We start from the raw sequence: 13,420 nt of genomic DNA on the forward strand, positions 1-13,420 counted from the left end.
GGAAGAAATCACCGGGATTTCGCTTCACGTCTCAGCCACCAGGTCTCTGGAAGATACCCGGTCAGCGCCGTTGTAGCGGGACGCTCAATCCGGCTCCAGCGCGCGATCCATTGCTCCTGGATGTCGAATAACGGGATGCCGTAAAAACCCGACATCAGCGCGCGATCGAGCGCCCGCACCGCCGAGACGAACGCACCGCGCTCGCGCGCTTCCAGCATGTTGGCGATCATCGCGTCAATGGCAGGGTCCTTGGCCCCCATGTAGTTTCGCGTCCCCTGATTATCCGCCGCTTCGCTTCCCCAGTAAAAATACTGCTCATTGCCCGGCGAAAGCGACTGGTCCCAGCGGTTCTGGATCATGTCGAAGTCGAAGCCTAGGCGGCGCTGGTCGAACAGGACCGCGTCAACCGCGCGGACCGTTGCTTCGATTCCCGCACGCTTGAGGTCGCGGGCACAGGCGAGCGCGATGCGCTCCTGATCACGCGTGGTCACCAATATCTCGAAGGTGAGGGGTGCTTTGGTCGCGCGATTGCGCAACACCGTGCCATCGAGATCGTAGCCGGCCTCGGAAAGCAAATTCAGCGCGCTGCGTAGTGTGGTGCGATCCCGGCCAGAACCGTCGGTCACGGGAAGGCGGTAGGTGCCTTCGAGGATTTCTGCCGGTATGTGTGAAGCGAAGGGTTTAAGCAATTCGCGCTCACGCTGGTCGGCGGGGCGGCCATAGGCCGATAGCTCCGAGCCGGCAAAAAAGCTCGGGGACCGGCCATAGAGCCCAAAGAAATAATTGTGATTGATCCACTCGAAATCGAACAGCAGCGTCAAGGCCTGGCGCACGCGAATGTCCGAAAACACCGGCCGTCGCGTGTTGAAGACCAGGAATTCGGACGGCTGCGGCAGCCCTGTCTTGATGCTGTCGCGGATCACCTCGCCGCCGCGCGCGGCCGGAAAATCATATCCATCGTGCCAGCGCAGCGGTTCGGTCTCGACGCGGAAATCGTAAAGTCCGCGTTTGAAGGCCTCGAACTGGGCATTGGACTCGCGGTAGAAATCGAGCCTGATCTCGTCGAAATTCCACAGGCCCTGGTTGACCGGCAGATCGCGTCCCCAATAGTCGGGATTGCGGATCAGCGTGACGTTCGTGCCTGCCTTCACCGCTCCGACGCGGTAGGGACCCGAGCCGATCGGCGCGGCCAGCGAGGTTTCCTCGAAGGTTGCCGCGTCGATGGCGTGCCGCGGCAGCACCGGCATCAGGCCGAGGATCAGCGGCAGTTCGCGATCCTGCGTGCCGCCGAAATCGAACTTCACCGTGAGCGGATCGAGTGCCTCCGCCTTGGCGACCTTCGAATAGTACTGGCGGTGATTGGGGCGGCCCTTGTCGCGCAACAAGGCCCATGAGAACAGAACATCGTCGGCGGTGACTTGCCTTCCATCGGAAAAACGCGCCCTCGGATCGAGGCGGAACGTGACAAAACTTCTGGCGTCGTCGGTTTCGACGCTTCTGGCCAAGAGACCATAGAGCGTGAAAGGCTCGTCGTTGCCACGCGCCATCAGGCTCTCGACCACAAAGCCCCTGATTTGCTGGACCGCAATTCCCCTCACGATGAGCGGGTTGAGACTGTCGAACGTCCCCAGGATGCCCTGAACCAGCCGGCCTCCCTTGGGCGCCGCAGGATTGGCATAGGGCATGTGGGTGAAGTCGGGTGGGAGCGCGGGCTCGCCGTGCATGGCGATGGCGTAGCTTTGCGCCGCGGCGCCATCGGCAATGCCTGCGAACAGCAAGTTGAGAGCCAGGAAGGCCGAGACGAAAGAGGCAACATAGCCCCATCCGGGAACTTGCCATCTGGTGGAGGGCATTATTCGCTGCCGTACCGACCGCGAGTTCGAAAAGCGAATGTCAAATCCAAAACTCCACGAGGGAACCTGCATTTACCGGTGCTTCCGACGCTAGAACCTGGCGGTTAAGGTGGCTGAGCCACCCCAAGGGCTTCAGATCGAAAGCGGTACTGGAAGCATAAGATTATTTGGTGCCCAGAACCCTCTGGTCTTGCGAAACGATGTTGTAGGAAAATCTTCCGACAGGATGCGAAATCTTTCAATTCGGCAGCCGCGGCTTGTTTGATTCGGAATGATTCACCGCGCATTTTACCATAGGCGAAGGCGTCCGTTGGCGCTGACCGGAGATGCCCTCGGCATTGATCTTTTCGCCCGTGCCTGTATGAAGGCGTGCGATCAACCGATGGGCAGGCCGGTCACGCATCCGCCTCAATTGGCAAGGAGACAGCCCCGCAAAGGGCTACGTGTCGGTGTCCGCAGCGGTTTCGGTACTTCCGTTCAGAAGGGGTTTTCTGCAATGAATTTCCGTATCTTGGCCGCGCCTCTCTGGCCGCGTGGGCGCCTCTTCGCCCTGATGGCGGCCACGGCTTTGACCGCCACATTGCTTGCCCCCGACCTTCAAGCTCAGACGCCGGCTCCATCGCCGGCGGCGCCAGCGGCGCCGGCGCCGGCGACACCCGCGCCGAAAGCGAAAGCTGCTCCCAAGGCAGCACCGAAGGCGGCGCCAGGAGCGCCCGCCTCCTCAGCGCAGCCAGCGCCCCAGGCACCCGCGGCGGCGGCTCCGGCGCCTCAGCAGCCCGAGCAACAGGTTCAGCTCATCTATTCGCCCTGGACCAAATTTTGTCTCAAGCCCCAAGATCCCAATGCCAAGCAGATCTGCTTTACCGGCAAGGATGGGCGTATCGAGTCCGGGCAGCCGGTCATCGCGGCTGTCATTATCGAGCCCGAAGGCGAGACGAAGAAGGTGCTCCGTGTGACGCTTCCTCTGGGCATGCTGATCGCCCAGGGCACACGGGTCATCGTCGACACCAACACTCCGGCGCAGGCGCCCTATGCGATCTGTCTGCAAAACGGTTGTATGTCGGATTACGAAGTCACGCCGGACTTGCTCGCCAACCTGAAGAAGGGGCAGAACCTTTATATTCAGGCGATCAGTTCCAACCAGCAGCCGATCACGCTGGCCCTGCCGCTGGGCGACTTCGCCAAGGCCTATGACGGTCCTCCGACCGATCCGAAGGTGTTCGAGGAGACCCAGAAGAAGCTGCAGGAAGAGCTGCAGAAGCGGGCCGACGAGGCGCGCAAGAAGCTCGAGGGCAACCAACCGACGCCGAATCCGGTGGCCAAGTAGGGCCGTAGGTTATGCAAGCATAGCTCAAGACGTCACTTGAGCTTACCTGCAAAGAAAAAGGCGCTCTGTTCGAGCGCCTTTTTCTCTTTTCTTCTTTCCTTTATCTCTCGCGTTCACCGAGCTTGCACGGCGGGGTATGTCAATTCAACGACGGATTTCGCGGACGGTAACCGCCCGATTTGTCCTTGACGAAGATTTCGGCGACCTGCGAATGCCGGATCGGCTCGCCGGAATTGTCAGGAAGCAGGTTCTGCTCCGAGACATAGGCGACGTATTCGGATTCCGAATTCTCGGCGAGCAGGTGATAGAACGGCTGATCCTTATGGGGCCTCACCTCTTCGGGGATCGACAGCCACCACTCTTCGGTATTGTTGAATTCCGGATCGATGTCGAAAATCACGCCCCGGAAAGAAAATATCCGGTGGCGCACGATTTGCCCGATCTGAAATTTGGCGGTCCGAGCTTTTATCATGTCTCGTCGATAGACCATGATTGTGGCCGATGCTAGAGGCAAACCGCTGAATTAACCTTGCTGTGGCCGGTCCATCCCCGATGTCAACGCGTCCGTTCAGAATCGGACGCCAAATCCGGCCCAAACGAATCTCGAGAAATGTTCCAAATGCTCGCTCGATTATCCGAGAACAGGTGAAATCCGACAGCTAACTAGCTGACGTGCCGAGAAGATCGCCACGATGGCGCCAAACCTTCCCGCATCGCAAGGCGCCGCAGCGGCCCGAACGAGCCGATCAGGTGCAAGCCCGCGGCGCGAAGTGTTTGCATCGGCACGAATGCACTGAGCAACGAACGGTTGGCGATATCGATGGCGAAGGTGCGGCTCACGACATCGGCGCGCCGAGCCGACGCATAGCGGTTCAGCGCCGCCGGCGCGCCGGGATCCTCGCCGAGCGTCAGCGACTCTCGCACGACATCGGCAATATCAACAGCGTCGCGCAGCCCCATGTTGAGGCCCTGCGCCCCGATCGGCGGCAACACGTGCGCGGCCTCGCCGACGAGCGCCACACGCGCTTTGGCAAATTGCCTGGGTTGCTCGATCGCAAGCGGAAACAAGTTGCGTCCCGGTTCGACCTGCAGGCGCCCCAGAATCGAATGCGCTTGGACTTCGGCGGCTTCCGACAGTTCCTCGTCGCCAAGCGCCATCAGCCGCTCGGCTTCCCTTGGCGATGACACCCACACCACGCTGGAGCGGTCGCCGGGCAGGGGAACGAAAACGCAAGGCCCCTGGGGGGTGTGAAATTCAGTGGAGATATTCCCATGGGGTCGCGAGTGGCTGACGTTGAAGGTCAGTGCGGTCTGATGGAGTTCCCGACGTTTGACTCCGATACCCGCAGCCTCACGGCATAGCGACTGCCGTCCGTCAGCGCCGACCGCCAGCAGAGCAAAAAGGGATCCGCCACCGACGAGGTGAATCGCCACCAACCTGTCTTCGGGGGCAACGGTGGCCGCATCGTCGTCGAACCGCGTCAGGTTCGAAAGCTCGGCGGCGCGTTCTTCCAGTGCCGATACCAGAATGCGATTCTCGATGTTGTAGCCGAACACGTCGAGCCCGATCTCCTCGCAGCAAAAGCGCACCTCAGGGGCCCGGATCAGACGGCCGGTGTCATCGACGAGACGCATGACGCGCAAGCCTGCGGCGTTGTCCTTGCAGCGCGGCCAGACTTGCAGTGCCTGCAGAAAATCGATCGAACCATCCAGAAGCGCGGTGGTCCGGTTGTCGGCGTAGTGCGCACGCCTTGCAATCAGGGCCGTGCGCGCTCCGGTCTGCGCCAACGCAATCGCGCAGGCGAGTCCCGCGGGCCCGCCACCGACCACGACCACGTCATAGGCGATGGATGCGTCGTTCATACCAGAACAGATGACATTCCCGGCGGCAATTTCAAGCCCGTCGCCCGGCCGGCTTTTCAACGAAACGGCAGTCAGAAAGCGCGACAACTGCGCATGTACAAATGACGGCGATTTCTGATAGCACTGACCGGAACCCGGCGACCAGCAGTCAACATGGATCACGCAACCAGGCAGGATTCCTCTCGTGCGCCGCTGCTGCGCGCGGCGGCATTTTCAGTGCATATTTTCACCGCGTTGGGCGCCGGCGTCGCCCTGATCGCCTTGCTTGAGGCGGTACGCGAACATTGGGCTGCAATGTTCTGGTGGCTCGGGGCAGCTCTCGTCATCGACGGGCTAGACGGTCCGGTCGCGCGCCGGCTGGACGTGGTGCATCTGCAGCCCAATTGGTCGGGTGACGTGCTCGACCTCGTGGTCGATTTCGTCACTTACGTCTTCGTTCCGGCTTACGCCATCACCGCCAGCGGTCTGTTGCTGCCGATCGCAGCGCCCCTCCTGGGCATAGGTATCGCCGTTTCCGGCGCGCTGTATTTTTCCGATCGCCGCATGAAATCCACCGATAATCACTTTCGCGGCTTTCCCGGCTTGTGGAACATCGCGGCTTTCTATTTGTTCCTGCTTCGCTTGCCACCGGTCTGGTCGAGCCTTGCCGTCGCCATCCTGATCGTTCTGACCTTCGCTCCGTTTCATGTCATTCATCCGGTCCGGGTCGTGCGCCTGCGCTGGTTGACGTTATCCCTGATCGGTGCCTGGACGGCGCTCGCGATGGTGGCGTTGACGAACGATTTTCAGGCCGGCACTGCCGTCAACCTGGCGCTCTGCGCAATCGCCGTCTACGTGGTCGGATGCGACGCGGCCATCCGGTTCGTCCGATCGCTCAACACATGATCGAGTTGTTGACCAGCACCGAAGCGTGGGCGGCGCTGTTGACGCTGACGGCGCTCGAGATCGTTCTCGGCATCGATAATGTCATCTTCCTGTCGGTCATCGTCTCCGGCATCCCGCCGGCGCAGGCGAAGCGGGCGCGGCAGATCGGGCTGGCGCTGGCGCTGGTATTCCGGATCCTGTTGCTCAGCATTCTGGTATGGCTGATCGGTCTCACCGAAGCCGTCTTTACCGTGAGCGGCTCACCATTCTCCTGGCGCGACATCATCCTGATTGGCGGCGGTCTGTTTTTGATCGCAAAGGCGACCCACGAAATTCACAACGAGGTGGAGGTAAGCGACGAAACGAACGGCGAGAACCGAAGATCGTCGGCGTTCTTCTTGGTGATCGTCCAGATCATCATCGTCGACATGGTGTTTTCACTGGACTCGATCATCACCGCGATCGGCATGGCCCAGGATCTGGCAATCATGATTACAGCGGTCATCATCGCCTGCATCGTGATGTATGTGGCGTCCGGTCCGGTGGCACGATTTGTCGGGGAGCATCCTACCACCAAGATGCTGGCGCTCGCCTTTCTGGTGTTGATCGGCGTCGCGCTGGTGGCGGACGGGTTCAAATTCCATATTCCGCGCGGCTATATCTATTTTGCCATAGCGTTTTCCGCGGCGGTTGAATTCTTCAACGTTCTTGCCAAGCGTAACCGAAAGAAGCGGACGTTAACCAATTGATTCTAACGCGACGCGCTTGAGATCAACGAGTTGACATTGCGGCCTTGATGGCTTTCGCTCACCTTGGGTGAAAAATGCCGGAGAGGACCGCAAGATGGCCAAGGCCGTGCGCGTGCACAAGGTAGGGGGCCCGGAGGCCCTGGTCTACGAAGACGTTGACGTGCCCGCGCCCGGCCCCGGCGAGATACGCATCCGCCAGCACGCCGTCGGGCTGAACTTCATCGACGTCTATTTTCGCACCGGTCTCTACAAGGCGCCGGGGCTGCCGTTCATCGCCGGCAATGAAGCGGCCGGCGAGGTACTCGCCGTAGGCGCCGGCGTGACGAATTTCCATCCCGGCGATCGCGTCGCCTACTACACCAGCCTCGGCGGCTATTCCAGCGAGCGTAACATGCCCTGGGAAAAACTGGTCAAACTGCCCGATCACATCACTTACGAGCAGGGCGCGGTGTTGATGCTGAAGGGACTGACGGTCTGGTACCTCCTGCACAAGACCTTCAGGGTCGAGCCGCACCATCGGGTATTGATCCACGCCGCGGCCGGCGGGATCGGCCTGCTCGCTTGCCAATGGGCGAGCGCGCTGGGGGCACACGTCATCGGCACGGTCGGCTCCAAGGCCAAGGCCGACCTCGCGCTGGCCAATGGCTGCGATCACGTCATCCTCTACAATGAGGAGGATTTTGTCGCGCGCGTCAAACAGATCAGCCGGAACGAGCTATGCGACGTGGTCTATGACGGCGTCGGCAAGTCGACCTTTCCTGGCTCGCTGTCCTGCCTCAAGCCGCGCGGCCTGTTCGTGAGTTTTGGTAACGCGTCGGGGCCGGTGCCGCCGTTCGCGATCGCCGAACTCAACAATCACGGCTCGTTGTTTGCGACCCGGCCCAAACTCAATGACTACATTGGCAAGCGCTCGGATCTGCTCGAAGGCGCCGACACGCTGTTTGCTGCCGTCATCAACGGCAAACTGCATGTGCCCATCAACCATGCCTATGCGCTCAAGGACGCCGCCAAGGCCCATGTCGATCTGGAAAGCCGGGCGACGACGGGTGCCTCGATCCTCAAGCCGTGACCCACCTCACGCTGTGCCAGAGATCGCGCCATTTGCCGCTAAGCGACTCCAAGTCGCCCGGCATGATCTCGAAGCATACGGTGTTGTTCGGAATCCGCTGCCAAGCCTGTGCATGACGAAGGTGAACATGCGCGATCGGCCGCATCCAGGAAGTATCATCGAGCGTCCCCGCATGCACCGCGGTAATATCGGGAAGGGAGCGTTTTTCGCAGGCGATCCCGCCGCCGCAGATCCCGCAAAACCGGTGCCTGCTTTCGGTAGCGCCGCCACCAATCTGATGCCAGTACTTTGGCGTGCCGCAGGTCACCGTGAAGCCTTCGGTTTTGACCAGCATTGACAGGCCGAAAGCACTTCCTGACCGGCGCTGGCAGTCAGTGCAATGGCAGACATAGACAAGAAGCGGCACGGCTTCGATCGAAAACCGCACCGCCTTGCAGGGACAACCTCCGCATATCGGCAGCTCCGGCGGAAACAACTTGCTCATGGCTATGCCACTCTTCGCGCAATCCCGGCCTTCATCACCAGGGCGTCAAGACAATTGATCATCAGGTCAATCTCCTGATGCGTCACGTTGAGAGCCGGCATAAAGCGCAAGGCGTCAGGCCTGGGAGCGTTGAGCAGCACGCCTTCCACGAACGCCTGTCCGACGATCGAGGCGGCGATCGGCATTTTCAGATCAAGCGCGAGCAAAAGACCTCGGCCGCGAACCTCGCCAAGACCATGCCGCACGGAAAGCCTCTGCAGCTCGCCTTCGAGATAGAGACCGGTATCAGTCACCGATTTCAGGAAAGCGGGCGCTGAGACCTGCTGCAGAACGGCAAGCCCCGCCGCGCACATCAAGGGATTGCCGCAGAACGTGCCGCCCTGGTCGCCGTGCTCGAAGCAGGCGGACGCTTCCGTCGAGAGCAGGGCGGCAAGCGGGACGCCACCGCCAATGCCCTTGCCGAGCGTCATGATGTCGGGCGTGATGCACGCGTGCTCGTAGTGGAAGAGCTTGCCGGTGCGGCCATAGCCGGTCTGGATTTCGTCCAGGATGAGCAGAAGGCCATGCGCCCTCGTCAATTCGCGCAGGTCACGCAGGAAGCGATCCGTGGCTGACCACACGCCGGCTTCGCCCTGGATCGGCTCGAGCATCATGGCGACCGTCCGCTCGTTGATCAGCCGCTCGACCGAAGCGAGGTCATTCAGTCGGGCCTTGGGAAATCCCGACACCTTCGGCTCGAACAGAGGTTCGAACGTCTTTTTTCCCGATGCCGACATCGTCGCCAGTGTCCGGCCATGAAAGCCGCCTTCGAAGGTGATGATTTCGTGCGCACCGTTTTTATGCCGCGCGCCGTATTTGCGCGCGAGCTTGATCGCGCCTTCATTCGCTTCCGCGCCGGAATTGGCAAAGAACACGCGATCGAAGCAGCTCTGTTCGACCAGCGCCTGTGCCAGCTTGAGGCTGGTATCGTTGTAATAGGCGGGGCTCGGCGTGACCAAACGCTTCGCCTGCTCGGCGAGCGCCTCGGCCAGAAGCGGCGGTGAATGGCCGAGACAGTTCACAGCCCATCCCTGGACAAAATCGAGATAGCGCTTGCCGCTATCGTCCCACAGAAAGGAGCCTTCGCCGCGCACGAACACGGCCCGAGGGCGCGCGGCGATCTCCATCAGCGCATCGAACGGATGGGTGGCGTTGGTCATGTCGAACTCCCGGTGGTTTGAGGTGAGGGCGGCCCGAAACGCAAGAAGGCCGCACTTTTCGGGTGCGGCCTTCTCGAAAACCTTGCTGATCTACTTGTTCAGCGATGTCGTCGGACATGGCGCGACCCGTCGTCGTCACGGACGTGACGGCGGCAACGGGCGCGGGCTTTGGTCCGGTTCAAAATCATGGGCTGCGCTCTTACAGCGTGACACAGGGCAATGTCAAGGAGGTTCTCCTTAAGCGTCATTTCCGCGCAAACGCCTTCGCGTTCGTCGGATCGTGCTTTAGCCAACCCGAAAGCCGGGCCGCTCGCGGTCCGACGCCGGCGGCTCGTACCAGATGGTCACCACGATACACGGACGCGTCCCTTCGTTCGGCTTCTCGGCTACCGCCGCAATCACCGTTTCAGTTTTGATAATCGTTATCGAGCTTGCGGACGCGATGAAGGCGTTGATCTGCTCTTCGACCCTGCCTGGGTCCGCATCCATGAAGATCTTGATCTTCAGCGGTTGTGGCATTTGGCTCCCTCTAAAATCCCGAGACGCTGCCGTGCAGATCGTATTCGTCCGATCGCTCGATTTTCGCGGTGACAATTTCGCCGACGCGCAGCGGCCGCCGGCTCGACAGATAAACCGCACCGTCGATCTCGGGCGCATCGGCTTTTGAGCGCCCCTTGATAACGGTCGGCCCGACCTCGTCGACGATGACTTGCTGGCGCGTGCCGACTTTTCGCTTCAGCCGGCGGGCGGATATCTTCTGTTGCCGCGCCATCAGCGCGTTCCAGCGTTCCTGCTTGACCTCTTCAGCCACCGCGCCGCCAAGCGCGTTGGAGGCGGCACCCGCGACCGGCTCATATTTGAAGCAGCCGACGCGATCGATCTCGGCTTCCTCGAGCCAGTCAAGCAGGGAGGCAAAGTCGGAATCCTTTTCGCCGGGGAAACCCACGATGAAGGTTGAACGCAGCGTCAGCTCGGGACATTCCTCGCGCCACTTCGAAATCCGCGCCAGTGTCTTCTCCTGAGCGGCCGGACGCTTCATGGCCTTGAGGATCTCGGCACTGGCATGCTGGAAAGGAATGTCGAGGTAGGGTAGCACCTTGCCCTCACGCATCAGGCCGATGACTTCGTCGACATGCGGGTAGGGGTAGACGTACTGCAGGCGGACCCAGACGCCGAACTCGCCGAGCGCCTGGGCAAGATCAAGAAATCTTGCGCGGACTTCGCGGTCCTTCCACGGGCTTGGCGCATACTTCAGGTCCACGCCATAGGCCGAGGTGTCCTGGGAAATCACCAGCAATTCCTTGACGCCGGCAGACACCAGCTTTTCTGCCTCGCGCAGCACGTCATTAGCCGGCCGCGACACCAGATCGCCGCGCAGCTTCGGGATGATGCAAAAGCTGCAGCGGTTGTTGCAGCCTTCGGAAATCTTCAGGTACGCGTAATGCCGCGGCGTCAGCTTGATGCCTTGCGGCGGAACAAGGTCGATGTGCGGATTGTGGAGGGGAGGGAGCGCGCGATGCACGGCATCGAGCACGCTCTCATATTGCTGCGGTCCTGTGATCGACAATACGCCGGGGTAGGCAACCTCGATCTGTTCGGGTTCCGCACCCATGCAGCCAGTGACAATGACCCTGCCATTCTCCGCCATCGCCTGCCCGATCGCGCCAAGCGATTCCCGCTTGGCGCTGTCGAGAAAGCCGCAGGTGTTGACGATGACGAGATCGGCGCCGTCATGCTTGCGCGCCAGCTCATATCCTTCGGCGCGCAGGCGCGTGATGATGCGCTCGGAATCCACAAGAGCCTTGGGGCATCCGAGTGAAACAAAGCTGACTTTGGGCGGAGCCGCCTTTTGCATCACCAATTTGTCCGATTATTGGGCAGGAACTAATCCCGATTGCGCACAATTACAAGGCTTTGCGCGGGCCTCTTGCGTGCTATCAAGGCTTTTGCCGGAATGCGAGTGAGCGATGGGCGCCGAGTCGTCTCCTAGGATCGCGATTGTCGACGAAAGCCCGATCCGTGCCGCAATTCTGGAAGAGGGATTGCGGGAGGCGGGCTATACCGAGGTCGTGCGCATCGGCGAAATGCAGAGCTTGCTGAGCCGCATCTACGCGCTCGATCCCGACGTCATCGTCATCGATCTGGAAAATCCCAGCCGGGATATTCTCGAACAGATGTTCCAGGTAAGCCGCGCGGTGCGGCGGCCGATTGCGATGTTCGTCGACCAGAGCGATACCGCCTCGATCCAGGCTTCCGTCGATGCCGGCGTCTCCGCCTATATCGTCGACGGCCTGAAGAAAGAGCGGCTCAAGCCGATCCTTGATCTCTGCATCTCGCGCTTCAACGCTTTTTCCAGGCTGCAGGACGAGCTCGATCGCACCAAATCCGCGCTGGAAGAGCGCAAGGTCATCGATCGCGCCAAGGGCATTCTGATGAAGCTCAAGGGCCTCACCGAAGAGGAGGCCTATGTCCTGCTTCGATCGACCGCGATGCGCGAGAAGAAGAAAATCGGCGAGATCGCGCAATCGATCCTGACGGCATCGGAGCTCTTGAAATGAAGGAAACGCTCCAGATCGGATTCATTCCACTGATCGACGCCGGCGCCCTTCTCGTCGCCGTCGACAAGGGTTTTACCGCAGCCGAAGGGCTGGATGTCACCCTGGTACGCGAAGTGTCGTGGTCGAATGTCCGCGACAAACTCAATATCGGCCTGTTCGACGCCGCCCATCTGCTCGCGCCGGTCGCAATTGCCTCGAGCCTCGGGCTCGGACATATCAAGGTGCCGATCGTGGCGCCGTTCAATCTCGGCCTCAATGGCAACGCGATCACGGTATCATCGGCGCTTCACGCCGCCATCATGGCGGAAATCGACGGTGATCCCTTCGACCCGATGGCGACCGCGACCACCCTGTCGCGCGTTGTCGCAAGCCGTCGCAAGGACGGAGCCGAGCCGTTGACCTTCGGCATGACCTTTCCGTTTTCGACCCATAACTACCAGTTGCGGTTCTGGATGGCGGCCGGCGGCGTGGACCCGGACGAGGACGTCCGTCTCGTCGTGCTGCCGCCCCCCTTCATGGTGGAGAGCATTGCCGGGGGGCAGGTCGATGGATTCTGCGTAGGCGCTCCCTGGAACTCGATCGCTGTGGACCGCGGCGTCGGTCGGATACTGCATTTCGGCTCGGACATTTTGCAACGGGCGGCGGAAAAGGTGCTGGCGGTCAGGGAGGGCTGGTGCGCGAAAAATCCGCACATCGTCGCCGCGCTGGTGCGGGCGGCACAGCGAGCGGCCGAATTCGTCGAGGAGCCGCAAAACCGGATCGAGGTCGCGCGCATTCTCGCGCGCGCGGAGTATGTCGGGGTCGATCCCGACCTGATTTTGCGGACGCTGGAAGGCCGCCTGAAGATTTCAGCCGAGGGGACGGTGCGCGAAAGCCGCCGCTATCTGCTCATTGGAAGACAAGAGGCTCCCCGACCGGATCCGGTCCAGGCCGCATGGCTTTACGCTCAGATGGTATGCTGGGGGCAGGCCGAGATGAGCCATGATGCGCTTCAAACCGCGCACGCGGTGTTCAGGCCCGATCTTTACGATCAGGCTTTGGGGTCGGCGGCAAAGCCTATTCGCGCTTCCGATTCCGTCGGCGCCTTCGCCGGGCCAGCCTTCGATCCCGAAAACGTCGCTCGCTACCTCGCATCCTTCCCGATTGGCCGCCAAAAGCCCCGCTGACGTAAAATTAGGCAGCAATTGATAGCGGTCTAATTTTTCGGCACACTGCCCGAAATTCGATGCCGCTGGGTGCTTGGCGGTTCCATTTATGCGGCATAAGCAATTGTAATATAAATACAATTCCTGCCAGCGCGGATGGCACGCAACTTGAATGTTGCGGTGCAGCCAGCCGTCGCAGATGCCCGCTGGCATAGGTCCAGGATGGATTTCCGCAGCAACGAGGCTGGTCGGACCGCATCCGGAAATGAAGGCCGACGTTCGCACGTCTAACCCCATTTCCCGCGCGGT

13 protein-coding genes are annotated in these 13,420 nt (G+C 61.0%); 6 read left to right on the forward strand and 7 right to left on the reverse strand.

Going from position 1 to position 13,420, the window contains the following annotated elements:
- Window positions 1-8: 8 nt before the first annotated feature.
- A complete protein-coding gene (locus tag VNX23_RS01035) occupies window positions 9-1,724 on the reverse strand; it encodes an extracellular solute-binding protein (protein WP_325627145.1) in 1,716 nt (571 codons plus the stop codon).
- A 625-nt stretch (window positions 1,725-2,349) separates the two neighbouring features.
- Here VNX23_RS01035 and VNX23_RS01040 point away from each other — a divergent pair.
- The gene (locus VNX23_RS01040; protein WP_325627147.1) at window positions 2,350-3,180 is read left to right on the forward strand and encodes an invasion associated locus B family protein; all 831 of its coding nucleotides are present in this window, start codon (window positions 2,350-2,352) and stop codon (window positions 3,178-3,180) included.
- Window positions 3,181-3,319: 139 nt separating this feature from the next.
- Here the strand turns inward: VNX23_RS01040 and hspQ are convergent, their stop codons facing one another.
- Together hspQ and VNX23_RS01050 are read right to left on the reverse strand one after the other, a co-directional pair.
- Window positions 3,320-3,652: a heat shock protein HspQ gene (hspQ, locus tag VNX23_RS01045; RefSeq protein WP_325627075.1), complete on the reverse strand. Its 333-nt coding sequence runs from the start codon at window positions 3,650-3,652 to the stop codon at window positions 3,320-3,322.
- Between the two features lie 191 nt (window positions 3,653-3,843).
- Complete coding sequence (locus VNX23_RS01050) at window positions 3,844-5,043, reverse strand: UbiH/UbiF family hydroxylase (protein WP_325627077.1); 1,200 nt, start codon at window positions 5,041-5,043, stop codon at window positions 3,844-3,846.
- A 153-nt stretch (window positions 5,044-5,196) separates the two neighbouring features.
- Here VNX23_RS01050 and pcsA point away from each other — a divergent pair, with 153 nt between their 5' ends.
- The 3 genes from pcsA (at window position 5,197) to VNX23_RS01065 (ending at window position 7,725) form a co-directional block, all read left to right on the forward strand.
- On the forward strand, window positions 5,197-5,928 hold the full coding sequence (gene pcsA / locus VNX23_RS01055) for a phosphatidylcholine synthase (protein ID WP_325627079.1): 732 nt from the start codon (window positions 5,197-5,199) through the stop codon (window positions 5,926-5,928).
- A complete protein-coding gene (locus VNX23_RS01060; protein ID WP_325627081.1) occupies window positions 5,925-6,656 on the forward strand; it encodes a TerC family protein in 732 nt (243 codons plus the stop codon). Before pcsA ends, VNX23_RS01060 begins: the two co-directional genes overlap by 4 nt.
- Before the next feature lie 94 nt (window positions 6,657-6,750).
- Window positions 6,751-7,725 (forward strand): quinone oxidoreductase, encoded by a 975-nt coding sequence (locus tag VNX23_RS01065; RefSeq protein WP_325627083.1) that lies wholly within the window; start codon window positions 6,751-6,753, stop codon window positions 7,723-7,725.
- Here the strand turns inward: VNX23_RS01065 and VNX23_RS01070 are convergent.
- The 4 genes from VNX23_RS01070 to rimO all read right to left on the reverse strand — a co-directional run bounded on the left by VNX23_RS01070 (window position 7,715) and on the right by rimO (window position 11,263).
- A complete protein-coding gene (locus VNX23_RS01070) occupies window positions 7,715-8,209 on the reverse strand; it encodes a GFA family protein (RefSeq protein ID WP_325627085.1) in 495 nt (164 codons plus the stop codon). The genes VNX23_RS01065 and VNX23_RS01070 overlap by 11 nt on opposite strands.
- Window positions 8,210-8,211: 2 nt before the next feature.
- Window positions 8,212-9,408 carry an acetylornithine transaminase gene (locus VNX23_RS01075; RefSeq protein WP_325627087.1) on the reverse strand — a complete coding sequence of 399 codons (1,197 nt, stop codon included), beginning with the start codon at window positions 9,406-9,408 and terminating at the stop codon, window positions 8,212-8,214.
- Between the two features lie 285 nt (window positions 9,409-9,693).
- A complete protein-coding gene (locus tag VNX23_RS01080) occupies window positions 9,694-9,927 on the reverse strand; it encodes a hypothetical protein (protein ID WP_325627089.1) in 234 nt (77 codons plus the stop codon).
- 10 nt (window positions 9,928-9,937) lie between these two features.
- Window positions 9,938-11,263: a 30S ribosomal protein S12 methylthiotransferase RimO gene (gene rimO / locus VNX23_RS01085; protein WP_325627091.1), complete on the reverse strand. Its 1,326-nt coding sequence runs from the start codon at window positions 11,261-11,263 to the stop codon at window positions 9,938-9,940.
- A gap of 112 nt (window positions 11,264-11,375) precedes the next feature.
- Here rimO and VNX23_RS01090 point away from each other — a divergent pair, with 112 nt between their 5' ends.
- On the forward strand, window positions 11,376-11,966 hold the full coding sequence (locus VNX23_RS01090) for an ANTAR domain-containing response regulator (protein WP_325627093.1): 591 nt from the start codon (window positions 11,376-11,378) through the stop codon (window positions 11,964-11,966).
- Window positions 11,963-13,132: a CmpA/NrtA family ABC transporter substrate-binding protein gene (locus tag VNX23_RS01095; protein WP_325627095.1), complete on the forward strand. Its 1,170-nt coding sequence runs from the start codon at window positions 11,963-11,965 to the stop codon at window positions 13,130-13,132. Before VNX23_RS01090 ends, VNX23_RS01095 begins: the two co-directional genes overlap by 4 nt.
- Window positions 13,133-13,420: the final 288 nt, after the last annotated feature.

Origin of the sequence: Bradyrhizobium sp., from assembly GCF_035570375.1 — a bacterium.
Taxonomy (GTDB): domain Bacteria; phylum Pseudomonadota; class Alphaproteobacteria; order Rhizobiales; family Xanthobacteraceae; genus Bradyrhizobium.

Coding starts and splice junctions, on each gene's coding strand:
- VNX23_RS01050 (WP_325627077.1), bottom strand. CDS start 5,043: ATGAACGACGCATCCATCGCCTATGACGTGGTCGTGGTCGGTGGCGGG.
- VNX23_RS01070 (WP_325627085.1), bottom strand. CDS start 8,209: ATGAGCAAGTTGTTTCCGCCGGAGCTGCCGATATGCGGAGGTTGTCCC.
- hspQ (WP_325627075.1), bottom strand. CDS start 3,652: ATGATAAAAGCTCGGACCGCCAAATTTCAGATCGGGCAAATCGTGCGC.
- VNX23_RS01035 (WP_325627145.1), bottom strand. CDS start 1,724: ATGCACGGCGAGCCCGCGCTCCCACCCGACTTCACCCACATGCCCTAT.
- VNX23_RS01060 (WP_325627081.1), top strand. CDS start 5,925: ATGATCGAGTTGTTGACCAGCACCGAAGCGTGGGCGGCGCTGTTGACG.
- pcsA (WP_325627079.1), top strand. CDS start 5,197: ATGGATCACGCAACCAGGCAGGATTCCTCTCGTGCGCCGCTGCTGCGC.
- VNX23_RS01040 (WP_325627147.1), top strand. CDS start 2,350: ATGAATTTCCGTATCTTGGCCGCGCCTCTCTGGCCGCGTGGGCGCCTC.
- VNX23_RS01065 (WP_325627083.1), top strand. CDS start 6,751: ATGGCCAAGGCCGTGCGCGTGCACAAGGTAGGGGGCCCGGAGGCCCTG.
- VNX23_RS01090 (WP_325627093.1), top strand. CDS start 11,376: ATGGGCGCCGAGTCGTCTCCTAGGATCGCGATTGTCGACGAAAGCCCG.
- rimO (WP_325627091.1), bottom strand. CDS start 11,263: ATGCAAAAGGCGGCTCCGCCCAAAGTCAGCTTTGTTTCACTCGGATGC.
- VNX23_RS01080 (WP_325627089.1), bottom strand. CDS start 9,927: ATGCCACAACCGCTGAAGATCAAGATCTTCATGGATGCGGACCCAGGC.
- VNX23_RS01075 (WP_325627087.1), bottom strand. CDS start 9,408: ATGACCAACGCCACCCATCCGTTCGATGCGCTGATGGAGATCGCCGCG.
- VNX23_RS01095 (WP_325627095.1), top strand. CDS start 11,963: ATGAAGGAAACGCTCCAGATCGGATTCATTCCACTGATCGACGCCGGC.